Source organism: Altererythrobacter lutimaris, assembly GCF_013371495.1.
Lineage (GTDB): Bacteria > Pseudomonadota > Alphaproteobacteria > Sphingomonadales > Sphingomonadaceae > Erythrobacter > Erythrobacter lutimaris_A.
In genome coordinates, this window is record NZ_JABWTA010000001.1 from 2,545,273 (window position 1) to 2,570,012 (window position 24,740).

23 protein-coding genes are annotated in these 24,740 nt (G+C 57.1%); 13 read left to right on the top strand and 10 right to left on the bottom strand.

Annotated features, from left to right (window positions below; translation table 11 throughout):
• The first annotated feature begins 56 nt into the window (after positions 1-56).
• The 4 genes from HUO12_RS12385 to rplA all read left to right on the top strand — a co-directional run bounded on the left by HUO12_RS12385 (position 57) and on the right by rplA (position 3,099).
• A complete protein-coding gene (locus HUO12_RS12385) occupies positions 57-899 on the top strand; it encodes a 2OG-Fe(II) oxygenase (protein ID WP_176273889.1) in 843 nt (280 codons plus the stop codon).
• A gap of 65 nt (positions 900-964) precedes the next feature.
• Positions 965-1,537, top strand: a complete 573-nt coding sequence (locus tag HUO12_RS12390) for a hypothetical protein (protein WP_176273890.1) — start codon at positions 965-967, stop codon at positions 1,535-1,537.
• A 430-nt stretch (positions 1,538-1,967) separates the two neighbouring features.
• Positions 1,968-2,399, top strand: coding sequence for a 50S ribosomal protein L11 (rplK, locus tag HUO12_RS12395; protein ID WP_176273891.1), 432 nt, complete (start codon positions 1,968-1,970; stop codon positions 2,397-2,399).
• A gap of 4 nt (positions 2,400-2,403) precedes the next feature.
• Complete coding sequence (gene rplA / locus HUO12_RS12400) at positions 2,404-3,099, top strand: 50S ribosomal protein L1 (protein ID WP_176273892.1); 696 nt, start codon at positions 2,404-2,406, stop codon at positions 3,097-3,099.
• A 103-nt stretch (positions 3,100-3,202) separates the two neighbouring features.
• Here the strand turns inward: rplA and HUO12_RS12405 are convergent, their stop codons facing one another.
• The 3 genes from HUO12_RS12405 to HUO12_RS12415 form a co-directional block, all read right to left on the bottom strand.
• On the bottom strand, positions 3,203-3,712 hold the full coding sequence (locus tag HUO12_RS12405) for a hypothetical protein (RefSeq protein ID WP_176273893.1): 510 nt from the start codon (positions 3,710-3,712) through the stop codon (positions 3,203-3,205).
• Positions 3,713-3,776: 64 nt separating this feature from the next.
• On the bottom strand, positions 3,777-4,538 hold the full coding sequence (locus HUO12_RS12410) for a competence/damage-inducible protein A (RefSeq protein WP_176273894.1): 762 nt from the start codon (positions 4,536-4,538) through the stop codon (positions 3,777-3,779).
• A gap of 39 nt (positions 4,539-4,577) precedes the next feature.
• Positions 4,578-6,086 carry a flavin-containing monooxygenase gene (locus HUO12_RS12415; RefSeq protein ID WP_176273895.1) on the bottom strand — a complete coding sequence of 503 codons (1,509 nt, stop codon included), beginning with the start codon at positions 6,084-6,086 and terminating at the stop codon, positions 4,578-4,580.
• A gap of 115 nt (positions 6,087-6,201) precedes the next feature.
• On the opposite strand from HUO12_RS12415, the gene HUO12_RS12420 reads away from it, so the two are divergent.
• Together HUO12_RS12420 and HUO12_RS12425 are read left to right on the top strand one after the other, a co-directional pair.
• Positions 6,202-8,232, top strand: a complete 2,031-nt coding sequence (locus HUO12_RS12420; protein WP_176273896.1) for a TonB-dependent receptor — start codon at positions 6,202-6,204, stop codon at positions 8,230-8,232.
• A gap of 139 nt (positions 8,233-8,371) precedes the next feature.
• A complete protein-coding gene (locus HUO12_RS12425) occupies positions 8,372-10,954 on the top strand; it encodes a TonB-dependent receptor (RefSeq protein WP_176273897.1) in 2,583 nt (860 codons plus the stop codon).
• A gap of 263 nt (positions 10,955-11,217) precedes the next feature.
• Here HUO12_RS12425 and HUO12_RS12430 read toward each other — a convergent pair whose 3' ends face one another.
• Together HUO12_RS12430 and HUO12_RS12435 are read right to left on the bottom strand one after the other, a co-directional pair.
• The gene (locus tag HUO12_RS12430) at positions 11,218-12,381 is read right to left on the bottom strand and encodes an acyl-CoA dehydrogenase family protein (protein ID WP_176273898.1); all 1,164 of its coding nucleotides are present in this window, start codon (positions 12,379-12,381) and stop codon (positions 11,218-11,220) included.
• A gap of 124 nt (positions 12,382-12,505) precedes the next feature.
• A complete protein-coding gene (locus HUO12_RS12435) occupies positions 12,506-13,267 on the bottom strand; it encodes a crotonase/enoyl-CoA hydratase family protein (RefSeq protein WP_176273899.1) in 762 nt (253 codons plus the stop codon).
• A gap of 101 nt (positions 13,268-13,368) precedes the next feature.
• Between HUO12_RS12435 and HUO12_RS12440 the strand changes: the two genes are divergently transcribed.
• Both HUO12_RS12440 and HUO12_RS12445 read left to right on the top strand, forming a co-directional pair.
• Entirely contained in the window at positions 13,369-14,637 is a 1,269-nt protein-coding gene (locus tag HUO12_RS12440; RefSeq protein WP_176273900.1) for an acetyl-CoA C-acetyltransferase, read from the top strand.
• 8 nt (positions 14,638-14,645) lie between these two features.
• Complete coding sequence (locus HUO12_RS12445) at positions 14,646-16,175, top strand: acetyl-CoA acetyltransferase (protein ID WP_176273901.1); 1,530 nt, start codon at positions 14,646-14,648, stop codon at positions 16,173-16,175.
• Here HUO12_RS12445 and HUO12_RS12450 read toward each other — a convergent pair.
• Positions 16,172-16,816, bottom strand: coding sequence for a carboxymuconolactone decarboxylase family protein (locus HUO12_RS12450; protein ID WP_176273902.1), 645 nt, complete (start codon positions 16,814-16,816; stop codon positions 16,172-16,174). The genes HUO12_RS12445 and HUO12_RS12450 overlap by 4 nt on opposite strands.
• A 3-nt stretch (positions 16,817-16,819) precedes the next feature.
• Complete coding sequence (locus HUO12_RS12455; protein WP_176273903.1) at positions 16,820-17,353, bottom strand: VOC family protein; 534 nt, start codon at positions 17,351-17,353, stop codon at positions 16,820-16,822.
• A 196-nt stretch (positions 17,354-17,549) separates the two neighbouring features.
• On the opposite strand from HUO12_RS12455, the gene hppD reads away from it, so the two are divergent.
• From hppD to HUO12_RS12470, 3 genes are read left to right on the top strand one after another with little or no spacing between them, the layout of a single operon-like run.
• On the top strand, positions 17,550-18,656 hold the full coding sequence (gene hppD, locus HUO12_RS12460; RefSeq protein ID WP_176273904.1) for a 4-hydroxyphenylpyruvate dioxygenase: 1,107 nt from the start codon (positions 17,550-17,552) through the stop codon (positions 18,654-18,656).
• Positions 18,653-19,213, top strand: a complete 561-nt coding sequence (locus HUO12_RS12465; RefSeq protein ID WP_176273905.1) for a VOC family protein — start codon at positions 18,653-18,655, stop codon at positions 19,211-19,213. Before hppD ends, HUO12_RS12465 begins: the two co-directional genes overlap by 4 nt.
• 50 nt (positions 19,214-19,263) lie before the next feature.
• Positions 19,264-20,274 (top strand): fumarylacetoacetate hydrolase family protein, encoded by a 1,011-nt coding sequence (locus tag HUO12_RS12470; protein WP_176273906.1) that lies wholly within the window; start codon positions 19,264-19,266, stop codon positions 20,272-20,274.
• 7 nt (positions 20,275-20,281) lie between these two features.
• Here the strand turns inward: HUO12_RS12470 and HUO12_RS12475 are convergent, their stop codons facing one another.
• The 3 genes from HUO12_RS12475 to HUO12_RS12485 form a co-directional block, all read right to left on the bottom strand.
• A complete protein-coding gene (locus tag HUO12_RS12475; protein ID WP_176273907.1) occupies positions 20,282-20,995 on the bottom strand; it encodes a tetratricopeptide repeat protein in 714 nt (237 codons plus the stop codon).
• A complete protein-coding gene (locus HUO12_RS14675) occupies positions 20,992-22,332 on the bottom strand; it encodes an O-antigen ligase family protein (protein WP_176273908.1) in 1,341 nt (446 codons plus the stop codon). Before HUO12_RS14675 ends, HUO12_RS12475 begins: the two co-directional genes overlap by 4 nt.
• Before the next feature lie 100 nt (positions 22,333-22,432).
• Positions 22,433-22,747 (bottom strand): hypothetical protein, encoded by a 315-nt coding sequence (locus tag HUO12_RS12485; protein ID WP_176273909.1) that lies wholly within the window; start codon positions 22,745-22,747, stop codon positions 22,433-22,435.
• Positions 22,748-23,104: 357 nt separating this feature from the next.
• On the opposite strand from HUO12_RS12485, the gene HUO12_RS12490 reads away from it, so the two are divergent.
• Together HUO12_RS12490 and HUO12_RS12495 are read left to right on the top strand one after the other, a co-directional pair.
• Positions 23,105-24,028 (top strand): phosphoenolpyruvate carboxykinase (ATP), encoded by a 924-nt coding sequence (locus tag HUO12_RS12490; RefSeq protein WP_176273910.1) that lies wholly within the window; start codon positions 23,105-23,107, stop codon positions 24,026-24,028.
• A 388-nt stretch (positions 24,029-24,416) separates the two neighbouring features.
• A complete protein-coding gene (locus HUO12_RS12495; protein ID WP_176273911.1) occupies positions 24,417-24,683 on the top strand; it encodes a PqqD family protein in 267 nt (88 codons plus the stop codon).
• The last annotated feature ends 57 nt before the right edge of the window (positions 24,684-24,740 follow it).

A 24,740-nucleotide genomic window follows, 5' to 3' on the forward strand; every position in this document is an offset into this window, starting at 1 on the left:
CTAACCCTGTTTCCTTTAGGTCGTTTGCCAGACCTGCGAAGGGGGCGGGCACGCGCATGGAATACACTCGCGAAAGCTTGGCGGACCTGATTGTCGCGCGGCTTGAAGCCGAAGCAAAGCGCATGGCCGAGCAATGGCACACGCCTGGCCAGATCCGCAGCTGCTGGATCGACAATTTGCTCCCCGCGGACATTGTTCACGAAATCAACCGCGTGTTTCCTGTTCCGGACCGCATGGTGCTGAAAAAGAGCATGCGCGAGAACAAGCATGTCGCAGCGCAAATGGACCAGTACCATCCGGTGCTCGAAGAGATTGTCTACGCCTTTCAGGACCAGCGGATTGTAGACCTGGTCGCGAAGATTACCGGACTTGAGGCGATGGAGCCGGACAGCGAGCTCTATGCCGGCGGGATCAGCGCGATGCGCAAGGGCGCTTATCTGCGCCCGCATCTCGACAATTCGCATGATGCGAAACGCGAGCGCTATCGTGTGCTGAACCTGCTTTATTACGTCACACCGGATTGGAGCAAGGCCGATGGCGGCGCGCTGCAGCTGTGGGACAATGGCCCTGACGGCGAGCCGCGCACGATCGCCAGCCTGTGCAATCGGCTGGTGCTGATGGCGACGGACAAGACCAGTTGGCACTCGGTCAATGAAGTGACCAAGGACGGTGTGCGTTCATGTATCTCGAACTACTACTTCTCGAAGGTCTCGCCTGAGGAACAGGACTACTTCCATGCGACCAGTTTCCGCCAGGAGCATGGTGAAGGACTGTCCGACCTGGTGATGCAAGCAGACAACGCACTGCGAACCGCGATCCTGAAGCTGACCGGTGACAAGCTATACAAGAACCCGCATGTCTATAAGCGCGATGGCGCAGACGAGGACAAAGCGGCTTGAAGCGTCGAAGCTGTCAGGAATTGACAGCACTTTGATCAAAGACCGGTTTGATATAGGCTCGCTGCATGCTTCGGTCTTCAATTCTCGCTATTCTGTTCGCTTTTGGCCTTTCTCTTACAAGCATTGCCAATGCGCAAAGTACGCTGCCGGACGAGGTTGTAGAGACGTCCGCTCCCAAGACTGGCGATCTTGAGATACTCTACCTCTACTATCGGGGGCCATCGGAAGGACGTCCGTTTCGCACTGCGGAAATGGCAATCAACAGCGCCGACTTGAAAGGCGACGACCTTGAGCGCGCCAAGACCGAGATGCGCTTCCAGCTCGCTGCGATGGCGCTCGATGCGGGCTGGCGCTATATCGAAGTGAACGATCTGGTCCCGTACTATCACCGCAAGCCACCGCCTGATCGTGGGGTTCTTGGCTCGCAGCTCTCGGGTCTTTTCACGAAGAAGCAGCGCACAACATCGCGGTTGAGCGGCAAGGTAAGGTTTCGCGACGAAGCAAATGCCAGAACCGTGGACGCGCTGGAAAGCTTTAACCGGCTGGGCAAGCGTCTGTTCGGTGAAGCATTCCAAGAACGCACGAGTTGGGCTGACGAGAAACTCATCAAGCCTGTGAAAGCAGCGGAAGACTGGTAACTCCGGCCAAAATCCGCCTTCGAGCGGCCTTGCAGACATTTCCTACATTGGCGCTACCGATTAGATCGGGGGGCGATTCCGGGCGGGCGGTTTCCCTCATGGAGTTTGCCAAAAATAGGAAAAGTGTCAACTTTGTTGGAAGGGCCAAAGACGGCAGAATTCTGCGAGGTTGAGGCCGATTAAGCGAAGTTGACAGGTGTCAACTTTGTCAACTTTGTTGGAATGGAGGGTTCGGGTGGCCAGGCCTCTAAAACGAAACCCCAAAACGCTTGCATTTCCGGGCAGAATCGCTAGACGCGCCGCTTCTCATCCAAAAGTGAGAAATCCGCGCGGGAGGTTTGCATATGCAAGCCGCTGGACCGCTTAACATGAGAGCCGCATCAAACGGGCGCTGAGCCTGGCGGTTCGATAGTGAGAAAGGAGGCCATTCGTGGCCAAGAAAATCGAAGGCTATATCAAGCTGATGGTGCCTGCTGGCACCGCCAATCCTTCGCCCCCGCTGGGCCCGGCACTGGGTCAGCGCGGCGTGAACATCATGGAATTCTGTAAAGCGTTCAACGCTGCGACAGACGACATTGAAAAGAACGCTCCGGTCCCGACGGTCATCACTGTCTATGCTGACCGTTCGTTCAGCTTCATCACCAAGCAGCCAACTGCGACTTACCTCATCAAGAAAGCTGCGAAGCTCAAGTCAGGCTCTGGCGAGCCAGGCAAGGTTTCTGCCGGCACGATCAAGTCGAGCCAGGTCAAGGAAATCGCAGAGGCGAAGATGAAGGACCTCAACGCAAACGATATCGATCAGGCGATGAAGATCATCGAAGGCTCATGCCGTTCGATGGGCCTCGACGTGGTGGAGGGCTAAGCAGATGGCAAAGCTGACAAAGAAGCAGAAGGTGCTGGCTGAACTCGATAGCGAGAAGCTGTACACCGTCGACGATGCGATCAAGACGCTGAAGGAACATGGTTCGAAGAAGTTCGACGAGACCGTTGAGCTGGCGATGAACCTGGGCGTTGACCCGCGTCACGCTGACCAGATGGTTCGCGGTATGGTTTCGCTGCCATCGGGCACCGGCAAGGACGTGAAGGTCGCTGTGTTCGCCAAGGGCGATAATGCGGACAAGGCACTGGCTGCAGGCGCTGACAAGGTTGGCGCAGAAGACCTCATGGAAGACATGCAGGCTGGCAATCTTGACTATGACCGCGTGATCGCGACCCCTGACATGATGGGTGTTGTTGGTCGTTTGGGTAAGGTTCTGGGTCCCAAGGGCCTGATGCCAAACCCGAAGCTGGGCACGGTTACGCCGAATGTGGAGCAGGCCGTTAAGGACGCCAAGGGCGGCCAGGTCGAATTCCGCGTCGAGAAGATGGGCATCATCCACTCCGGCATCGGCAAGCTCTCTTTCAAGGACGAAGACCTTAAGGCGAACTTCGAAGCGTTGACGCAAGCGATCGTGAAGGGCAAACCTTCCGGCGCCAAGGGAAAGTATGTGAAGCGCATCTCGCTGACCTCGACGATGGGCCCGGGCCTGAAGATTGATTTGGGTGAAGTAGAGGGGGCGTAAGCCACTTTCCTACTCGAATAAGAATTGCGAAGGGCCGGGGGAAACCTCGGCCCTTTCTCATTGTTGTGCGCGAATGTCGGTGTGTGGGCTTGGGCGGATGGGATCATACATGTTCGCTCAAACCCGCCTCCTTTTCTAAGAGTTCGAGAATTTCGTTGAGATGATGCTCAGCTCGCCTGTTAAAAATGAAATGAAGAACCGGAAACAAAAGCCAAAAAACAGGAATGACCACCCAAAACGTCCACACGTCTCCTTCCCGAGGCGCATCTGTGATTAATGCATATATGAACGAGCAGGTAAAAAGGCTGAGGAACACGTACCAGATCGAAAAGAATGCCAGTACGAAAACGGGCGCACCGAACCGGCCGCTCACCTGTGTGCGGCCTAGGCTTTCTGAAAGTCGTCCAACGAAAATTGGGCGAAAACCGTTGTTGAAGATTGGCGTACTCCAGCCCAATCTAATTTGGCCGAGATACACGCCTCCGGTCACGCCATGAGCAAATGGCGAAAAGGCCGATCCGGCTGCGTTGTCTATCTTTTCTTTGATTTCCAACCGCGGAAGGTTCGAATGGAGATTAATTCTTCTGCCAAGGATGTAATCTTTGAGTGTCATACGCTTTATTGAGCGAATTGTGCTTGGAGCGCCATGGAGTGGGACACCATCCCCAATGCCCCGCTCAAATGCCGCCCACAGTGTATCCGAAGCCTTCGTTTTCGAGGCCCTTGCAAAGGTCCGCCATGCACGCATCAAGCGCAGCCTGGTCGGTTGAGCGCACAACAAAGTTGGAGCCAACTTTGCCTTCCTTGAAGAAGGGATAGCTCCCGATCTGGCATTGCTCATGAGCTTGCTCGACTTTGCGGAGCATCACAGCCACTTCGCTTTCCGGAATGAAGCCGCCGACCGTTTCTGCGATTAGCGGTGCGCCGCCTTCCAGCTCCCCTGTCAGGGAATCGAGCATGCCCGCAGTGATGTGCGGCACGCCTGCCATCAGGAAGATGTTGCCTAGCCGGATACCCGGCGCACCCGACATGCGGTTGCGGATCAGCTCTGCTCCTTGCGGCACACGCGCCATGCGCAAGCGGCCTTCATTCACGCCGCCTTTATCGGCGTAGTACTTTTCAAGGATTGCTCGCGCTTCAGGATGGACAATGACCTCGACACCGAGCGCCTTGGCAATCGCATCGACAGTGATGTCATCATGCGTCGGGCCAATCCCGCCGGTTGTGAAAACATAGTCATTGTCAGCACGAAGCGCGTTGAAGGCGGCGACAATTCTGTCTTCGTCATCGGCCACGACGCGAACCTCAGCCAAGCGAATACCTTGTACCTGCAGCCAGCTTGCGACTTGCGCGATGTTCTTGTCATGCGTGCGACCGGACAGGATCTCGTCACCGATGATGACCAGTCCTGCGGTCCAGATTTTCTCAGGAGAATTCATGACCCTTCGGTTAGGACAGAGGGCAACCAGAAGAAACCCCTATTCGGCGGCTTCCAGCTGTTCAGCCTTGCCTTGCGCTGTGTCAGCGCCCGCAGGCAGGAATGCCAGCAGGCCGTCTTCTATCTCGCCATCGCGCATTATCTTGCGGTCGAACCGGTATTCCTGGTTGAGACGCCAAGGGTACTCGGTCGCGCTTTTGGGCATGATATGCTTGCCGCGCTGGATGTAGCCGGAGGAGAAATCGAACAGATCGTCTTCTTCCAGCTTGGCTTCTGCTTGTGGCGGCAAGTACGGCATGGCGATCTTGCTGCCCTTGGCTTGCATCGTGTTGAGGACGCGGCAAACATATTCGGAGTTCAGGTCCGCGCGAAGGGTCCAGCTCGCATTGAGATAGCCGAACACAACCGCGAGGTTGGGCAGGTTCGAGAACATGCAGCCCTTGTAATAATAGCGCTCGCTGAAATTGACCGGCGCACCATCATGGCTGATCGCGATCTTTCCCGCGATCGCAAGGCTGAGGCCTGTTGCCGTGACGACAATGTCCGCTTCCAGCAACTCGCCGGATTTCAGCCGAACACCGCCTGCTTCGAATGCTTTGATGTGGCCGGTCTTGATCGAAGCATTGCCTGTCTTGATCGCTTCGAAGAAATCGCCGTCGGGTACCAAGCAGAGGCGCTGATCCCAAGGGTTGTAAGGCGGCGTGAAATCCGCTTCGTCATACTGGCCCGCACCCAGGTGTTCATCGACACCTTTCTTAAGCGCATTCTTGACCTTGTCCGGCTTGTTGCGCGCCATCTTGAAAGCGAAATCCTGGAACCAGATGTTCTTCGCTCGCGTGATCTTGTAAGCGAGACCTTCCGGCAAAACCTTGCGCATGAAGTTCGCTATCCCGTCTTTCGCAGGGCGACTGATCATCCAGGTCGGCGTGCGCTGCAGCATGGTCACATGAGCGGCCTTTTCCGCCATCGCAGGGACGATCGTGACTGCGGTTGCGCCGGATCCGATGACTACAACCTTCTTGCCTGAGTAGTCGAGATCCTCCGGCCAGAATTGCGGGTGGATGACCTCGCCGTCAAACGCGCTGAAATCGAATCCGGCATTGTAAGGATCATCATAATCGTAATAGCCCGAGCCGAGATAGAGGAAGCCTGCCGTCAGCGTTTTGCGCTGGCCATCACTGGTTTCGACCGTCACGTTCCATTGAGCGGCGTCTGTGTCGAAATCGGCAGCGATCACTTTGGTGTCAAACTGGATGTGTTGACGGATATCGCGCTCATCGACGATGCGGTTCAGATATTCGATGATGGAAGGGCCATCGGCGATGGATTTTTCATGCTTCCAAGGCTCGAACACAAAGCCAAGTGTATGCATGTCGCTGTCCGAACGAATGCCGGGATATTGGAAGAGGTCCCAAGTCCCGCCGAGATTCTCGCGCTGCTCGACAAGCGCGAATGTCCGGCCGGGACTGTGCATCTGCATGTGCGCGGCCATGCCGATGCCGGAAATCCCTGCGCCTACAATCAGAACGTCTGTGTCTGGTGCTTGCATCGCTTCTGTGTCCTCTCGCCTGCTGACAGTTGTGTAAGCGAGCTGCGATAAAAATGCGAGTCACCATTGCATTTTGCAACTGACTATGTGGCTTGAGTCGGTTAGGGCGCGCGCGATGCATATTCCTACACGCTTGTTTATTGCCGCTTCTTTGGTCCCGTTCGCAACGCCGCTTATGGCGCAGGACGTGATGGAGGACGAAGCTGACGCGCTAGATGATGTCATAGTCGTGACCGGTCAGGGCTTGGAGCAAGCTCCGTCTGTCGCCGCCTACGCTGTAAGCGAGGTGGAGCGGGACGACTTGCTGTCTGTGCCATCAGGACGGATTGAAGAAGCGCTCGGTTCGGTCGCAGGCTTCCAGCAATTCCGGCGCTCTGACAGCCGCTCGTCAAACCCGAGCGCGCAAGGCGTGACATTAAGGGCGCTCGGCGGAAACGCGACAAGCCGCGCGCTTGTCCTGCTCGATGGCGTGCCAATGGCGGATCCGTTTTTCGGCTATATTCCGTTGAGCGCGCTGGCGCCTGAAAGGCTTGCGAGCATTCGTGTGACGCGCGGCGGCGGCTCCGGTCCGTTTGGGGCAGGCGCCTTGTCGGGCACCATTGAACTGGTAAGCGCGAGCGCTGCAACGCTCTCTCCGTTCCAGGCAAGCGCGCTGATCAATGATCGCGGCGAGACGGAAGCGAGTGCGACTGTCGCTCAGCGGCTTGGCAGCGGCGAAGTGACGGCGTTTGGCCGGTGGGATCGAGGGCAAGGCTTCTTCACGACGCCTGAAGACCAGCGTGTGCCTGCAAGCGCGAGAGCCGCTTTCGACAGCTGGTCTGCGGGGCTTCGCTCAGTCGTTCCAGTCAGCCCGGATGTCGAGCTCCAAGCGCGAATATTGGCCTTTCGCGATGAACGCACGCTGCGGTTCGATGGAGCGGATTCCTCTAGCGAAGGGCAAGATGCGAGCGTGCGACTGGTTGGGCGCGGCGACTGGCAGTTCGATGCGCTTGCCTATGTCCAAGCGCGCAACTTCTCCAACATCGTGATCAGTTCGACGCGCTTTGTACGTGTGCTCGATCAGCGCAACACGCCTTCGACCGGCCTTGGCGGTAAGCTTGAGCTGCGCCCTCCGGTCGGCGACGAGCACACCCTGCGGCTGGGCGCGGACTATCGCCGCGCCAATGGTGAGCTGCAGGAAGAGGCATACAGTGCGTTCACCGGAGCCTTGCGAGAGAGGCGCCGCGCTGGCGGCATAAACAGCAATCTCGGCTTCTTCATTGAAGATGACTGGCGGGCGGGGCGCTTGCTTCTCACTGGGGGCCTTCGGGCAAACTACACGCGCATTGCAGATGGTTTCTTCCGCGCTGAGAACGCAGGCGGCGACGTGGTAGCTGAGACAATCGCGCCGACGCGCAGCGATTGGAGTGTCAGCTGGCGTGCGGGTGCAAACTATCAGCTGAGCGAAAATGCGTCCCTGCGTGCGGCGGCCTATACCGGCCTTCGTTTGCCGACTTTGAACGAGCTCTACCGGCCCTTTGTTGTTTTTCCGGTTGTTACGCAGGCGAACGCGGCTCTCGAGAATGAACGTCTCGAAGGCTACGAGATCGGCGCAGACTTGTCGCTCGCGCCCGGTGTGTCCTTCTCGCTCACCGCGTTTGATAATGAAGTCGAAGGCGCAATCGCTAATGTGACGTTGGAGCCGAACTTGCGTGAGCGGCAGAACCTTCCGGCAGTATCTTCGCAAGGCCTGGAAGCGGCAGCGCAGGTCGAGATGGGGCGATTCTTAGTGCAAGCAAGCGCTGTCTGGAGCGATGCGAAAATCAAAGGCGAGGGCGCTTCACTCGCGCTTGATGGCAACAGGCCGCCTCAAGTCCCTCGCTTTGCTGCTGCAGCAACAGCAAGCTGGCAAAATGAACAGGGCTGGCAGATTGCAGCACAACTGCGTCACACGGCGAAACAGTTTGAAGACGATAGGGAAACAGATGCTTTGCCATCAGCCACCACACTGTCTGGATTTGCGCAAATCCCGTTGGATGGAGGACTGCAGTTAGTTCTCCGCGGAGAGAATTTGACTGACGAGACCATCGTCACTCGAAACGCCAATGGCGCGATTGACCTCGGCGCTCCCAGAACTTTCTGGATTGGCTTACGCTACGGCATCTGAGGGTTAGCAAACGCTTCTGTGGCAAATTTGCACCGCGAATAGGACAAGTCGCGGTTCAGGCTTGTAACTTTAAGACTTTCATGGATACTCTCATGGAATAAAGCACCAAAATAGGTGCTAACCTGTGGAGAGGGAAATAATGGAACGTAAGCTCGCATCTTATGCGGCAGGACTGCTTGTCGGCACCTGCCTTGCAACCCCCGCATTTGCGCAAGACGATGGCTCGGAGCCTCAAGCGCCTGAAGCGCGCGATGATGTTATCATCGTAACGGCAACACGCCGCGCTGAAGACGTGCAGGATATTCCAATCGCTGTGACCGCTGTCACGCCTGAAACGCTGGACAAGCAAGGCGTCGTCAACGTTCAGAATATTACTTCGGTCAGCCCGAGCTTCTCGACCTCGAACGCTCAGATCGCGTCGGGCTCGGTCGTTCTGCGTATCCGCGGTGTTGGTACGACTTCCAACAATATCGGTTTTGAAAGTGCTGTCGGTATCTTCGTCGATGGCGCTTATCAGTCGCGTCCGGGCGTTGCGCTTTCCGAATTCGTCGATGTCGAACGCGTTGAAGTTCTGCGTGGCCCGCAAGGCACATTGTTTGGCCGCAATACGTCGGCCGGTGCCTTGAACATCACCAATCGCCGTCCTGATGTGACGGAGTTTGGCGGCTTTGCGAACGTAACTTATGGCAACCACGATCTGATCAGCGTGCAGGGCGCCATCAACGCGCCGCTGGTTGAAGACACGCTCGCGCTGCGCGTCACCGGCGCCTACCGCGAACGCGATGGTTACGTCGATGTGCTCGACAACACTGTCACGAAGTTTGGCGAATCCAACACAATCGACCAGTTCCTGGTCCGCGGCCAACTGGGCTATGAAGGTGATAGCGGCATTCGTGCTCGCTTGATCTTCGACTACAGCGAAGCTGAAAACCAGTGCTGTGCAGCAGTTGAGATGCTGGCTGACTCCACGATTGATGCGACGCTGCTTGCGTTGGGCGCTTCAGGCCCGCGTGGGGGTATGTCTGCGCCAATCGTAGCAACCAGCCCATTCGATTCTGCTACTGGCCGCGATGTCATGCGCCAGCGTGTGGCTTCGGCAACCCGTCTACCCCTTGCGAATGTTGATCAGTGGGGCGTCACGGGTGAGATCGAAGTTCCACTCGGAGACAATGCCGACATTATCTATATCGGCTCCTATCGTGATTTCAGTTCGTCTGAGAATTACGACTCCGACTTCTCGACGCTGGATGTGTTCGATGTTGACCGGCTGGATACGCAAATCCAGACAATGACACACGAGCTGCGCGTACAGGGTGACGCGATGGATGGCCGTTTGTCCTGGATGATCGGTGGATATTATGCCGATGAGGACATCGATTCCGACATCGATTTCGTTCTTGGGTCGGACTATGATCTCCTGATCGGCGGCGTTTTTGGCGGCCTCCTTGGTCCCGCACCGCTCACATTCCTGACAGACTTGATTGTGGACGGCGTCCCGAATGGCAATGGTATCAACCCAGCCGGCACAACTGCGACCAATGTTTATGCGCAAAGCAGTGAAAGCTGGTCGATCTTTACGCATAACACGTTCGATATCACGGACAGCTTGGCTCTGACGGTCGGCCTTCGTTACTCGGACGAGAGCAAAACGGGCGGTTTCCAGCAGACTGAGAGTACAAATCCAACCTGTCTGACATTGCTTGGCGGTACGGCAACCATTGCTGGCGTCGTGGGCCCTGACTTGGTTGGCAGTGTGCTGGGCACAGGCTGCTTTGCATTCACTGCACCAGCAATCGGCAACGACATGATCGCATTCCCGCTGCCGCGAGAATTCGAAGTGCCGTTCAGCGATAGCGAGCTGATCTACACCGGTAAGCTGACCTATCAGTTCGCTGCTCCGGTTACCGCATATGCCAGCTTTACCCATGGCTATAAGTCAGGCGGTATCAACCTGGATATCACCGCCAACTCAGGTGGCGCAGATCCGACGTTCGCCTCGGAAGAAGTCGACGCATACGAGATCGGTATCAAAGCGAAGATGCTGGACGATGCAGTGACCTTGAACGTCGCTGCCTTCCACGAGGAATTCTCGGACTTCCAGGTTCTGGAATTCACTGGCGCTCAGTTCACGACGTTCAACGTGGCAAGCGCGAAGTCGACAGGTCTTGAGATCGAGTCAATCATTCGACCTGATCAGAACTTCACCTTCAATCTTGGTCTGACGTATACCGATGCGCGCTATCCGAGCGATTGCGCCGGCGACCTCACGGACTCAGTCAACGTGGTTGCACTGTGCGGCAATTCGCTCACGAATGCGCCTAAGTGGGTTGGCATTGTTGGAGCGAACTATGATCGCGACATCGGCAACGACTTCCGTATGTTCCTGGCTGGCCAGGTCCGCACGGAAAGCGATCGTCGCACCTCAACGCAGGCGATTGTTCTACCAAACGCAGCAGCGATTACCGCTGCCGGAAGCTTGCAGGCTGCGGTCGATGCAGCGCCGCTGCTTCCGTTCGATGTTCAGGACGGCAACACAAAGATCAACCTGCGTGCAGGCTTTGGTGCAGCTGACAAGCGCTGGACGTTGGAAGCATGGGTCAACAATCTGACCAACGTCACGACACGCGGCGTTACCTTTAACACAGTGCTTCGCGGCGGTTCGCGCTCGGCCTTTATTCAAGAGCCGCGCACTTCTGGTGTGACACTACGCGTAGAGTTCTAAGCTCTACGCTCGTCCTATCGGGGGAGAGGACGAAAGAAGAGGGCGGTGGGTCACTGACCTGCCGCCCTTTTGTTTTGGGATCGTCGTCAGAGTATCCATTCTGACCATTCCTAAGCCGTCCTTACTCCCGCCCAGTCTTGTCGTGTTTCGAAGGTCAGGCCGAGCCACCCGATCCCTCCACCCTTCCACCAGGAGCCTGCCGGGATACTATCCGGGTGGAAGGGTGGAGGGAGCAGGTGGCTATGGCATTGAGCGTAACCCCCCTACATGCTTCTCGCGATCAGCATTTTCATGATCTCGTTTGAACCGCCATAGATACGCGCAATTCGGGTGTCGCGGTACATCCGAGCGATCGCATAATCATTGATGTAGCCAGCACCACCATGGAATTGCAGGCACTTGTCGACAACTTCGCTTTGTAGTTCCGTGACCCAGTATTTAGCCATGCTCGCAGTTGCGACATCAAGCTTGCCTTCCAGCAACTTTGCGATGCAGTCATTCACGAAAACCCGAGCTGCTGTGCCGCGCGCTTTCAGGTCCGCTAGCGTGAACTGGGTGTTCTGAAAGTCCCAGATCGTCTTGCCAAAAGCCTTGCGGTTCTTGACGTAATCAACGGTGACTTCGAGCGCTTTCTCAATGCCGGTCATCGCGCCCATCGCAATCACCAGGCGCTCTTGCGGCAGCTCACCCATCAACTGGTAGAAGCCCTTGCCTTCAACTCCGCCCAAGATGTTGTCGCTTGGCACGAACACGTCGTCAAAGAACAGCTCTGAGGTGTCCTGCGCATCGAGCCCGATCTTGTCGAGCTTCTTGCCGCGCTGGAAGCCTTCGGCCCCTTCTGTCTCCAGCAACATGAGCGAAATGCCTTTCGCGCCCTCGCTGGGATCGGTCTTGGCAACGACGATAATGAAATCAGCTGATTGGCCGTTGGAGATCCAGGTCTTGGAACCATTCAAGCGGTAGCCATTGCCGTCCTTGAGCGCAGTCGTCTTGATGCTCTGCAAGTCAGAGCCGGCGTCCGGTTCGCTCATAGCGATTGCGCTGACCAGCTCACCGGTGACGAGCTTGGGCAGATATTTCTTCTTCTGCTCCTCGGTGCCATGACGCACGAGATAGGGCAGGATGATGGTGTTGTGCAGGCTCGCTGCAAAGCCTTCGACGCCATGTTTGGCCTGTTGGTCAATGACGACCATGTCGTGGCGGAAATCGCCACCATGGCCGCCATACTCTTCCGGAACGGATACGCCCAGCAGGCCGGCTTCGCCCGCTTCATTCCAGAACTCGCGTTCCACCTGGCCGTCTTCGCGCCATTTCAGAATACGCTTTTCCGGCGCGTGTTGCTGATAGAACTTGCCCACGGCATCGGCGAAGATCGAAATCTCCTCGTCTTCCATAAAGGCGGGTTGGGGTACGTCGATAACGGGCATTACTCTCTCCTGATTTCCGTGCCTCCCGCACCCTCCACCCTTCCACCCGGATTGTGTCCCGGAAGGCTCCGGGTGGAAGGGTGGAGGGTGCGGGAGGCCAAGGCTTCCTTACAAAGGCGCCAGATTACTTCCCCTTCCAGTTGGGCTTGCGCTTCTCGGCAAAGGCGGCCGCGCCCTCGCGCGCATCTTCTGAGACGAAGACCGGCGCGATGAGCTTGGCTTGCTCGTTATAGCGTTCATCCATCGCCCAACCGCGCGATTCCTTCATGATCTGCTTGGAGACACGCACGGCAAGCGGACCATTGGTCGCGATGCTGGCAGCGAGCTCCAATGCTCCATCGAGTGCAGAGCCATCGGTCACGCGGTTGATCAGGCCTAGCTCGTAAGCGCGATCCGCGCCGATAAAGTCGCCTGTGAGCGCAAGTTCCATGGCCACGCGCTCAGGGATCTGGTCGGGCAGCATCATTACACCGCCGGCAGCCGCGACGAGGCCGCGCTTCGCCTCGGGAATGCCGAATTTCGCATCCTTGTGCGCCACAACCAGATCACACGCAATCATCAGCTCAAGACCGCCAGCCAGCGCGTAGCCTTCAACCGCTGCAATCAGCGGCTTTGCAGGCGGTGCCTGTACCACACCGCCAAAGCCGCGTCCTTCGACCGTCGGCGACTCGCCGCGCAAGAACCCCTTGAGGTCCATGCCCGAGCAAAATGTTCCGCCCGCACCAGTGAGGATGCCGACGCGCAGATCGTCTTCGCTGTCCAAGCGATCCATCGCCGCCGCAATCCCTTCAGCAGCCGCTTTGGTCATTGCGTTCTTGGCTTCTGGTCGGTTGATCGTGACAATCAACACGCCGTCGCGGACTTCAGTAAGAACTTCTTCGGCCATCAGGCACTCCCATTTTCTTTAGCAACTCAATTCTTGTGCAAGTGGTGCGCACCGTTTACGGAAACGTCAACTCCATTTTGAGTCTGAGAGAGGAAATTGCAGTGGCAGAAGCCTATATCGTTGACGCAGTGCGCACTCCGCGCGGGATCGGAAAGCAAGGCAAGGGCGCGCTGGCCGCTGAACACCCGCAGCATCTAGCCGCGACTGTGCTGAAAGCGATTGCCGAGCGCAATTCGCTCGATACAGCGACTGTCGACGATGTAATCTGGTCGGTGTCTACGCAAGACGGCATGCAGGGCGGTGACCTGGGCCGGATGGCGGCGCTGGATGCAGGTTATGACGTGACCAGCTCCGGCATGACGCTTGATCGCTTCTGCGGCGGCGGCATCACTTCTGTGAATCTTGCGGCGGCTCAAGTGATGAGCGGCATGGCCGATTGCGTGGTTGCAGGCGGAACCGAGATGATGAGCCTCACCGCCGCGATGACGAAGGAGAAGATGCAGGCAGGCATCAAGCCGATGATGATGGGCAGCTATAATGAGCGGCTGCAAAAGGTTCATCCTCAGAGCCACCAGGGCATTTGCGGCGATGCGATAGCGACCATCGAAGGTTTCACGCGCGAAGAGCTGGATGAAGTGGGCTATCGCAGTCAGCAACGCGCCGCTGAAGCGATCAGCGAAGGGCGTTTCGACAAATCGGTCGTGCCGGTCGTCGCGGATGATGGTTCAGTCATCCTCGACAAAGAGGAATATCCACGTCCGCAGACGACGCTGGAGGGGCTCGGCGAGTTGGAGCCTGCTTTCACGAAAATTGCGGACGTTCCGCTCGATGCCAATGGCACGACTTTCCGCGGCTTGATCAATCAGAAATACCCCGACGTCGAGATCCAGCATTTCCACCATGCGGGTAACTCGTCCGGCGTGGTCGATGGCGCAGCGGCGGTTCTCGTCGCGAGCAAGGAATATTGCGAAGCGAACGGGTTGAAGCCGCGCGCGCGGGTCGTCCAGACCGCCAATATGGGCGATGATCCGACGCTAATGCTCAATGCGCCGGTCCCTGCGGCCAAGCGCGTGCTGGAGAAGGCTGGGATGAGTATCGAGGACATTGACCTGTTCGAGATCAACGAGGCCTTTGCAGTCGTTGCGGCCAAGTTCGTGCGCGACCTTGAGCTCGATTGGGACAAGGTCAACGTCAATGGCGGCTCGATTGCCTTGGGCCACCCGATTGGCGCAACCGGATCGATCCTGATCGGCACAATGGTTGACGAGCTCGAGCGTCAGGACAAGCGCTATGGCCTTGTCACTATGTGTGCAGCAGGCGGTATGGCCCCGGCGATCATCGTCGAGCGGGTCAGCGACTTCGTCGACTGAGCGCGCAAATGATCGCTGGCAACACGCCCGTTATTATCGGGGTAGGGCAGGCTTCCGAGCGGCTCGATCACCCGGGCTACGAGGCTCTGTCCTATATGGACCTGGCAGGACGGGCGTTAGCGGCTGCCATAGCCGATGCTAATGCCGCTGGTGATGTTGCTGGAGCTATTGATACGATCTGCGCCATCCGCCAATTCGAGATTTCCTATCCGGGCGCGATGGTGCCGTTTGGCAAATCCGATAATCCGCCGCGTTCGATAGGCAAGCGGGTTGGTGCGGACCCGCGCAGGGCGATCCTCGAAGTCACAGGTGGCCAAAGCAATCAGAAAATGGTTGGCGAACTCGCTAGCGACATCGCTCTTGGTGAAAGCGATATGGCCGTCGTGGTTGGATCGGAAGCAATTTCGACAGTTCGACATTTGCTTCAGTCGGGTGAACAGCCCGATTGGTCCGAGGAAGTCGGTGGCCAGTTGGAAGATCGCGGTTTTGGCCTTGAACGCTATGCTGAGCCCGGTGTCCTTGAACACTTCGGGGGTAGGCCCATTGAAGGCTATGCAGTTAATGAGAATGCCAGGCGAGCGCGGCTAGGGCTTTCGCTCGAAGACTACCGCAAGCAAATCGGCGAATTGTTCGCGCCTTTCACGGAAGTTGCGGCGAATAATCCTCATGCCGCAGCACCGGTCGCGCGATCAGCGGACGAGCTTGCAGAGGTCACAGAGCGTAATCGGATCATCGCTGAACCTTATCCTCGCATGGTCGTGTCGCGTGACCAAGTGAACCAAGGCGCTGCCATAATCCTGGCAAGTGCCGCAAAGGCGCGCGAGCTGGGTGTGCCGGAAGAGCGCTGGGTCCACATTCACGCTGTGTCAGCGGCGCAGGAACTGCCGACGATGCAACGCCCGGACCTAGCCCGCAGCGAGGCCGCGGAGCGCTCGCTTGATATTGCGCTGGGAAGGGCAGGGAGGTTTGCTGACGGCATCACCTATTTCGACCTGTATAGCTGTTTCGCGGTTCCGGTCTTCAATGTGATCGAACACTTGCTGATCGAGCCCGATGACCCGCGCGGGCTTACTTTAACAGGCGGCCTGCCCTTCTTCGGTGGCCCCGGCAACAACTACTCCGCTCACGCGATCGCAGAAGCAGTGCAGCGGGTTCGTGATGATCGAGGAGCCTTTGCGCTAGTTGGCGCCAATGGCGGGGTCATGGGCAAATATGCGACCGGGATCTATTCAGCGGTACCGGCCGATTGGTCGTCGAATGACCGCTATATGGTTGTGCCGATGTCCCGCAAACGCGAGAAATACAGCACTGATCCGCACGATACCTGCACGGTCGAGACCTACACCATTGCGCACCTCAAGAAAGGGCCTCGCATAATGTATGTTGGCCGCAACAGTGCCGGTGAACGCGTGGCGGGCAATGGCGATTGGGAGCATGAGCCGACCCGCGCTCTGTTCGAAAGCGGAGAACCATTCGGTGCAAAGCTGACGGTCAGGCAGGATGAACGCGGGCGCAATATTGGGCGTGTCGCGGCCTAGTCTTTCTTGCGATTGCCGCCAAGGAAATCGAGCGCATCAAAGCCTTCAGGCGCAGGCACCTCGGTAATCGGATCATCGCGATCATCGAACTCTGTGCGCAGCGCGCGGCTCATCACCGCATGCATGAGGTACATGCATGTTGTGTAAGTGAGCTCGAGAATTTCCTCGTCGGAAAATTGCTCCTTCAGCTCCGCAAACAAAGCATCGGGCACGCGGCCCTGATGCGTCACCAGCCGGTCCGCATAGGCGAGCACCAACCGCTCTTTCGCGTCGAACAGCTCGGAAGTCTGCCAAACAGGGATGGCTTCGATCTTGTCGTCTGGGTAGGCGAGGCCGCGCAAGCTCTTGCAATGCTGCGAGAAAACGAATTGGCTGCCCGTCGCCCATCCAGCCCAGGTCTGGCCAAGCTCGCGAAGCACGGGATTAAGCTTGCGGCTTGGGTCCCTGTAATAGGCAAAGCCTTGCGCCGCATGCTTGAGCGTTGCGGGCGAGTTCGCAAATACCGTCCACCAGTCGCCGGGCGTGCCCGTCGCGGTGCCAGGCTCTGCGACCGGGTCGCGCTCGCCGAAGAGCAACATGTAGAGCGGGATTGCGACTTCTTTGTCCGCTTCATCGCGCGACACTTCTCTCAAGCGTGGCATGGATCAGGCCTCCACTCGGTCGGCGGCGGTCGCAGGTTCGTGCGCGATATCTTCAGGGCCGAAGCTCTTTGTCGTCGCGGCAAACTCCAGCATGATGCCGTTGGGATCGGTGAAATAGACCGAACGGACGAATACGCCCTCGTGCAATTCGCGGCTCATCCCCATCGGGCTGTCATCGTGATTGACCACCGCATGTGTATGCTCGACCCCTGCTTCTTCCAGCCGCTCGAGCGCTGCTTCCAGCTCGTCCTCCTCCATGTCGAAAGCCAGATGGTTCATTGAGCCAATCGCAGTCTTGGCCTCGTAAGGGAACTTCTTGACCGAGGCGATGCCGGGGGCTGCAGGCGGGCCGTCCGCCCACCAGAAGAATGCGACGGCATTGCCATTGCCGCAATCAAAGAAGAAATGCTGTCCGCCGCCGGGCAGCTCGACTGTCTTGAACAGCGGCATGTTGAGGACCTTGGTGTAGAACTCGACCGTTTCCTTCATGTCGCGGCACACCAGCGCGACGTGGTTGATCCCGGCGGTCTTGATCATGGGCTGCTCTCCTTGAGCGATGAGCCTGCCCGCATCTCCGCGCGATTGCAATCATGCGAGGCGCCTGCTCTGCCTTCGCAGACCTTTGACAAAACATGCAGATTGACCTATTTAGTTACAAAAGAAACTAAATAGGGATTCGGGTGTTTGTTCATGGCTCGTCTCCGTATGTACTTAGCCAATAAAGGTATCGCTCATGCCCGATCTGTTTGAGAACCCTGCTGGCCTCGATGGCTTTGAATTTGTCGAGTTCTGTGCACCTGAAAAAGGCCAGCTTGAACCGGTGTTTGAAGCAATGGGCTTCACGCATGTCGCAACTCACCGCTCAAAGGATGTGCACCTTTGGCGTCAGGGCGGGATCAATCTGATCGCGAATTACGAGCCGCGCTCGGCAGCTTGGTATTTTGCGCGCGAGCACGGTCCATCGGCGTGCGGCATGGCTTTTCGTGTGCGCAATGCAGCCGCGGCTTGGGATCATCTGATGGAGCAAGGCGCGGAGCCTGTCGCGGTTGAAACCGGCCCGATGGAACTCGCAATCCCGGCAATCCGCGGCATTGGCGGCGCGATCCTTTATCTCGTCGATCGGTATGAAGACGAGAATGGCGAGGGCCTTTCAATCTATGATATCGATTTTGAGTATCTGCCCGGCGTTGAAAAGCGTCCGGAAGGTGCTGGCTTCAAGCTGATCGATCACTTGACGCACAACGTTTACACGGGCCGGATGAAATACTGGGCGGATTATTACGAGACGCTCTTCAACTTCAAGGAAATCCGCTTCTTCGATATCAAAGGCGAATATACCGGCCTCACTTCCAAGGCTCTGACGGCGCCCGACGGCAAGATTCGCATCCCGCTCAACGAAGAAGGCGAAGGCGGCAAAGGCCAGATCGAAGAGTTCCTGCGCGATTTCAATGGCGAGGGCATTCAGCACATCGCGCTGATCTGCGATGACCTAGTGGCGTGCTGGGACCGTCTGAAGAGCTTCGGCGTGCCGTTCATGACAGCTCCGCCTGCGACCTATTACGAGATGCTGGACGAGCGTCTACCGGGTCACGGCGAGAATGCCGAGGAGCTCAAGATGCGCGGTATCCTGCTCGATGGCACGACGGAAGGCGGCCAGCCGCGTCTGCTGCTACAGATCTTTGCAGAAGCACAGGTCGGTCCGGTGTTCTTCGAGTTCATCCAGCGCAAAGGCGATGATGGCTTTGGCGAAGGCAACTTCAAGGCGCTGTTCGAAAGCATTGAGCGCGACCAGATCGCGCGCGGTGTGCTTGACACGAAAACTGCAGAGCCAGCCGAATGACCGCGGTCGTCAAACCTTCAGGCATTCACCACGCCGCCTATCGCTGCAAGGACGCGAAAGAAACCGTCGAATGGTACGGCCGCGTGCTCGGTATGGAATACACCACGGCCTTTGCTGAGGATCATGTGCCGTCAACGGGCGAATATGATCCGTACATGCATGTCTTCCTCGATGCGGGGAACGGCAACATCCTCGCCTTTTTTGAGCTGCCCAATCAGCCGGATATGGGCCGCGATGAGAACACCCCGCAATGGGTGCAGCACTTGGCCTTTCGGGTCGCATCGGAAGACGAATTGCTCGCGGCAAAGGCACATATCGAAGCGCAGGGCATCGACGTCCTCGGCCCAACGCATCACGGTATATTCAAGTCGATCTACTTCTTCGATCCCAACGGTCACCGCGTCGAGCTTGCTGCCGATATCGGCACACAGGACCAATATGACGAATTGAAGCGGGTTGCTCCGCTCATGCTCGACGAATGGAGCGAGACCAAGAAAGCGCCGCGTCATGCGGACTGGCTGCATGAGCTTGCGCGCAAGGAACACGGGGTGGACTGATCGTGCATTGGCGCGCATGACACTCTTGAAGACATCAGGATAGGAACCGCATGAAACTCGCCACGCTGAAAGACGGCACGCGCGACGGCAAACTTGTCGTCGTTTCCACGGATCTCACGCGTTACTGCGCGGCAGACAATATCGCTCCGACGCTTCAGTCAGCATTGGACGATTGGGAGAACATCGCTCCCAAGCTCGAAGTTCTCGCGCTTGATGTCGAACATGAGGCGGTGCCGTGCGAGCGTTTTCATGAGCGGGAAGCACATTCGCCACTGCCACGCGCTTACCAATGGGCGGATGGCTCGGCTTACATCAATCATGTCGAGCTTGTCCGGAAGGCGCGCGATGCTGAAGTTCCGGAAAGCTTTTATCACGACCCGCTGATGTATCAGGGCGGAAGTGACACTTTCCTTGCACCCCGCGATGACATCCCACTCGGCGATGTCGCCTGGGGTTGCGACATGGAGGGCGAAGTTGCGGTCATCACGGACGATGTGCCGATGGGTGTGAGCGCAGAAGATGCAGCAGGCCACATTAAGCTCATCATGCTTGTGAACGATGTGTCGCTGCGCGGCCTGATTCCGGGTGAGCTCGCAAAGGGCTTTGGCTTCTTCCAGTCGAAGCCATCCAGCGCTTTCTCCCCCGTTTGTGTGACACCTGACGAGCTTGGCGATGCGTGGAAAGACAGTCTGGTCCACTTGCCGCTGATGGTGGACTATAACGGCGAAGCTTTTGGCCGCGCTGAAGTTGGCGCCGATGCGACCTTCAACATGGCACAGCTTGTGGCGCATGCGGCGAAGACTCGTAATCTTGGTGCGGGCGCTATCATCGGTTCGGGCACGATCAGCAATAAGGGCGCGGATGGCGGGCCAGGCAAGCCTGTTTCAGAGGGCGGCTTGGGCTATTCCTGCATTGCCGAGATACGCATGATCGAAACCATCTATGACGGTGCACCTAAGACCAGCTTTATGAAAGCAGGCGATACTGTGCGCGTCGAAATGCGTGACAAGGACAATCACTCGATATTTGGCGCTATCGAGCAGACGGTCGTCGCCGTTTGAACGGCACTTAGCAGTTGTTCTCCAACAGTGGTTCGAGCGCAGTTTCTTCCTCACCGATACCAGCTATCCGGGCTTGCTGACGCGCTGCATTTTGCAGCGGTGCGCAGCTGAGCTTCGCGCCCTTCTCATGAGCGGCGAGAAGCACATCATTATAGGTCGGTGTGCTCAGATCGCGTACAGCGGTTCTGACAAATGCTGCCTCCCAGCGCGCTGGTCCTGCGAGCAATTCCGCCATTTGATCGCGTCCTTCGGGGTTGCTGAGCACTTCGTCCGCGAGCTCTTCTAAGACTGCGCTGTTCGGCTCACGGGCGTAAAGCGCAGCAAGCCTCCTCGCGCTCTCAGCGGCATCCCCGCCTGCCCACGCAATCCGCGCCATTGCTTCTTGCGCGATCGGATCACGCCAACCGCGCTGCGCGGCAAGCTGCAAGGCGAGTAATCCTTGTTCCGCTGACCCTTCTTGAAGCGCGGCTTGCGCGTAGAGCCGCATGTTTTCAGCAGGAACAGAACGGCGAGAAAGGAGCGTACTCGCTGCGGCCTGTGCTGCCTCTGGGTCCTCGCTTTGCAGCGCTTGAGCGGTGACATGTGTCTGCGCAAAATAGCGCGCGGGCTCTGGAACATACTTTGCCCATTGCGGTACATAACGACTTTGGCGGTCAAGCTGGAATGCCGTCGTCACAGCCGCAATCAGCAGCAGAGAAAGGATCCACATGTCTTGCTTCATGCGCGGGTCCCTTCTTCTGACTTGACCATGACAAGTAGCGCGAGCGCTGCGACTGCGAGGATAGTGAGATTGCGCAGCGGGTAGTCAGTTGCGCTCTGAAGCGCGATGACGGTAAGCACAGCGGATCCGGACCACGCGCTCCATCGGTTCGCAAAGTTGCGTGCTGAGAATGTGACCCACAGGCAATAGGTGAACCAGGAAAGGAGCAGCAGGATCGCCGGCAACCCGCCTTCAATTGCGAGCTCGAGGTAATCATTGTGAGCGCGCCCGGCCTTCTTGAGCGTCAAATTTTCCAAAGCTTCATCACTCTGGAAGACTTCATCGAAAGCGCCCAGTCCAGCGCCGACCGGCCAATATCTTTCAGCGCTGTATAGAGCGTCGCTCCAAAGATAAGTGCGCGCATCTCCGCTTTGCTGGAAGCGGTCCATTACCGTCTCGATCCGCGCGGACGAGCTCAATGCCACGCCCGCCACGAGAAGAGCTGTGAGAGCCGCTGCGCCGTTTGCCAGCCAAGCGGGACGACGGAAGATGCTGTGGTCATTGCTATCGCCACCAGCGAACTGAACGATTAGCCGTATGCCCGCTATACCCAACGGGATGAGCGCGAGCACGATTGCCGTGCGCGATTGCGTCAAGAACACAGCAAGCAAAAGAAGTACGGTGATTGACCAGCGTGCGATCTGCTGGGCGCGCGAGAGCTTCTGCCAAAGTGGAATGATCGCGAAACAAAGCAGAGCTACGCAAAACAGACCAGCGGAATTGCGGTTTGCAAAGGTACCGAAAAGCACGTTCGGCATCAGGTTTTCAGGATAGAAGAGTAGCGATTGATCGCCTGAGAGCACTTGCGCGAAGCCAACAGCAACCACGAACAAGCTGATTCCGATCGTGGTTAAGACTAAGCTGTTCAGGTCTTCTCGCTTAAGCGACCAGCCAAGAGTGAGGATGGTGAGCGGCACGATCAGAGCAGAGGCTGCGACGATAGTCCTATGAGGTGCCATGCTAAGCGGAGAGGCGTTCTCGATTTCAAGAAGCTGCGACGTCGCGATCAGATGATCACGACCGGGTAGGCCAGCGATCCAATCATAAGGGAGTGGAACCAAGTGCAGCAAAGGCAGCGCTAATGACGCGCCTACTAGTAAGCGCAGCAATATCGGCGCTTGATTCCAGAAGGCGAGGAACGCAGCGCGATTGAACGCAAGAATAGCAAGCGCGACTAGCTGAACGACCAGATTGTTAAGGCCGTAAGCGACACCGCCGCCTCCCAGCAAGACAGCGACGACTAGCAACAGTATCAGATGTTTGCCGACTAAAGATCCAGCTAGGACTGACTGGCTCACAAATCACACTCGGCTGCCCGCGGTAAATCGCGCACAAAGCAATTTTCTATGATCGAGTGGTGAGGTGCCGAAACGGTCCGCCCCATTGTCGGGCTGACGCTTAATTGGCGCCGGGCGACTGGTTGTCTGAAGTCGCTGCAACAACTGCCAGAGCAGCGATTGCAGAAAGGAACAGGACCGGTAGCAGCCGCCCGCGGATCGGATACCACTTGCCGTCATCGAGCAACCAACGGCGGCCGTCTGCGTCGACCCATGCCCGCGCTTCGTCGCTCCACACTCGGCCGTCACGCATGCGTCCGGCCGACCGCAATTCTTCATCAGAACGTTCGCCCTGCATCAGATTGCCTGAATTATTGAAGACCGGTGACGTTGCAGCACGCGTCTGGGCGCTCGCCGCAACAGGAGTAATTGCCATGCCAGCAAGAGCTGCGATGAGAACAGTTTTTGAAAACACGTTGACCATCATAAAATCCTAAAAATCACCAGCTTTGCGTATCCCAGATGCGTCAGGTTCATGAAGCGCATGTCGGGGTCCCTACGCCAAACTACTTAGCAAACCGCTACCTTAGTACGCAACCACCGAAATTATCTCAGAATTTCATGCATATCGCGGGATTGACGCTGCTGCAAAGGGGATGAGCGGGAAAATTAAGCGAAAAAGGGCGCCCCGTGCGCTTCTCAGGGCGGATTGACACTGTTTTCAGTCGATGGGGCAAAAGACGGCGTGCTTAAGGGCTTGCACTGGTCCAGATTTCCTTCGAGTGCGCAATCTATGAGCGGTTTCCTGTCTTGGCTTAAACTACCTATGGATGAGGCAGCGCGTGAAGCACAGGACGTGGTCTCAGAGGCGATGGACTGCCGACTAGAAGAGGACGTCCGCATTGTTGGCCGTGATAGACTCGAAGGTCCGCTACTGTATGAGCAAGATGATTTTGCGCTAGCTCAGGACGCTTTCTGGTTTAAAACACCTGCTGGCGTGCAGTTCTCTTATCAGGTCGGCGAAACGGTCAGGGCTTGGCTTCCAGACCCACAAAGCGCAGCGGAGTATGAAATTTTCCTTTGGGGCACGGTTTATGGTGCAGTTGCTTGGCTGAACGGCTTGATCCCCCTGCATGCAAGCTGTGTGGTCATGGCTCACAAACAACATGATAATGCCTCTGTACTGCCTCAAGCGATTGCGTTCACTGGAGATTCTGGAGCTGGAAAGTCTACTCTGGCTGCTAGCCTCGCCGTGAATGGCGCAAGTCAGCTGTGTGACGATACACTGGTTGTAATTCCCGCATGCGACGGTTTGGTCGCGCTGCCGGACAATAAGCCTCTGAAGTTGTGGGCGGATAGCCTTGCGCTTCTGCAATTGGACAGCCGCGCCGAGATTTCAGCTGTTCCCGGCAAGCACTATGCACACAGTGCGAGGCGAATGACGCGGCCATGTATGTTGGCTGATCTTATAGTGCTGCAAGTAGGCTCGGAATTCGTGCTTCAAACTGTTGAGGGTCGTCACAAGCTCGCATACCTGCCAGCTGCACTTTATCGCGACATAATCCATATCAAGCGAGCCGATCACAAGCTCCATGGCAGAGTATTGACTGAGCTTGCCACCAAACTTCGGATCTGGACGCTAACTCGTCCGAAAGAGCCAGGAGATTTCCGTGCTGAGCTCGGCGAAGTTGAAAGGCTGCTGCAGGCGATTGAATGATCGGAACGCTCGCGTCCAGCACCCCGCACGGTCCGAGGCTTAGAGCTGTATCGACGAATCGGGCATTTTCGGCGAGAGTCTGGGCGTGGATACGCCTTGAGATTACGGTAATTTAAGTATATGCCACTAAGCGAAAGCTAGAACATTGCTCGGAGCACATAGAATAATGACTGGTCACAACGACAAAATGTCGGATCGCAAAGCTTGGCAAGAGCCGAAGCTTGAGCAGCTGACTGTTGATTTGACAGCTGTTGCTCAGCGCCGCAGTGGTAATTCCGACGCACGTGGAGTTGGCGCCGTAAGCTGATAGGGGCAAGCGGCCAGTGGAGCCGTTAAGCTCGACAATTTGTAGGTCCTGCTATGTCGACTTTCACAATCACCAATCACTATGCCGCAGCTCAAGAAATCTTCGGAAAAATTCCTCGCTAGCGAAGTGGATGGCGAGCTAATTCTTGTGCATGGCGATACCGGTGCATTCTTCGCAGTGAAGGACGTGGGGTTGGATATCTGGCGCAAGCTCGACGAAACCAGTGATCTTGCTATTATAAGCGAGAAACTCTGCCGCGAATATGAGGTCAGCAAAGAGCAATGCCATCAATCCGTCCAACGCTTTGCGCAAGAGCTGGTTGACGCTGGCTTTGCGGAGTTCTCGTGACACAAAGCTGACGCGTGCATCGGAGCACAGTCGCTCCACGAGAACAACAGATGGTGC

Excerpts from the sequence above, each read along its gene's own strand:
- HUO12_RS12410 (WP_176273894.1), bottom strand. The coding sequence starts at position 4,538 with ATGAATTCTCCTGAGAAAATCTGGACCGCAGGACTGGTCATCATCGGT.
- HUO12_RS12390 (WP_176273890.1), top strand. The coding sequence starts at position 965 with ATGCTTCGGTCTTCAATTCTCGCTATTCTGTTCGCTTTTGGCCTTTCT.
- HUO12_RS12450 (WP_176273902.1), bottom strand. The coding sequence starts at position 16,816 with ATGCCACGCTTGAGAGAAGTGTCGCGCGATGAAGCGGACAAAGAAGTC.
- HUO12_RS12465 (WP_176273905.1), top strand. The coding sequence starts at position 18,653 with ATGACCGCGGTCGTCAAACCTTCAGGCATTCACCACGCCGCCTATCGC.
- HUO12_RS12405 (WP_176273893.1), bottom strand. The coding sequence starts at position 3,712 with ATGACACTCAAAGATTACATCCTTGGCAGAAGAATTAATCTCCATTCG.
- hppD (WP_176273904.1), top strand. The coding sequence starts at position 17,550 with ATGCCCGATCTGTTTGAGAACCCTGCTGGCCTCGATGGCTTTGAATTT.
- HUO12_RS12385 (WP_176273889.1), top strand. The coding sequence starts at position 57 with ATGGAATACACTCGCGAAAGCTTGGCGGACCTGATTGTCGCGCGGCTT.
- HUO12_RS12470 (WP_176273906.1), top strand. The coding sequence starts at position 19,264 with ATGAAACTCGCCACGCTGAAAGACGGCACGCGCGACGGCAAACTTGTC.
- HUO12_RS12425 (WP_176273897.1), top strand. The coding sequence starts at position 8,372 with ATGGAACGTAAGCTCGCATCTTATGCGGCAGGACTGCTTGTCGGCACC.
- HUO12_RS12485 (WP_176273909.1), bottom strand. The coding sequence starts at position 22,747 with ATGGCAATTACTCCTGTTGCGGCGAGCGCCCAGACGCGTGCTGCAACG.
- HUO12_RS12430 (WP_176273898.1), bottom strand. The coding sequence starts at position 12,381 with ATGCCCGTTATCGACGTACCCCAACCCGCCTTTATGGAAGACGAGGAG.
- HUO12_RS12420 (WP_176273896.1), top strand. The coding sequence starts at position 6,202 with ATGCATATTCCTACACGCTTGTTTATTGCCGCTTCTTTGGTCCCGTTC.
- HUO12_RS12445 (WP_176273901.1), top strand. The coding sequence starts at position 14,646 with ATGATCGCTGGCAACACGCCCGTTATTATCGGGGTAGGGCAGGCTTCC.
- HUO12_RS12495 (WP_176273911.1), top strand. The coding sequence starts at position 24,417 with ATGCCGCAGCTCAAGAAATCTTCGGAAAAATTCCTCGCTAGCGAAGTG.
- HUO12_RS12475 (WP_176273907.1), bottom strand. The coding sequence starts at position 20,995 with ATGAAGCAAGACATGTGGATCCTTTCTCTGCTGCTGATTGCGGCTGTG.
- HUO12_RS12490 (WP_176273910.1), top strand. The coding sequence starts at position 23,105 with ATGAGCGGTTTCCTGTCTTGGCTTAAACTACCTATGGATGAGGCAGCG.
- rplA (WP_176273892.1), top strand. The coding sequence starts at position 2,404 with ATGGCAAAGCTGACAAAGAAGCAGAAGGTGCTGGCTGAACTCGATAGC.
- HUO12_RS12435 (WP_176273899.1), bottom strand. The coding sequence starts at position 13,267 with ATGGCCGAAGAAGTTCTTACTGAAGTCCGCGACGGCGTGTTGATTGTC.
- HUO12_RS12415 (WP_176273895.1), bottom strand. The coding sequence starts at position 6,086 with ATGCAAGCACCAGACACAGACGTTCTGATTGTAGGCGCAGGGATTTCC.
- HUO12_RS12455 (WP_176273903.1), bottom strand. The coding sequence starts at position 17,353 with ATGATCAAGACCGCCGGGATCAACCACGTCGCGCTGGTGTGCCGCGAC.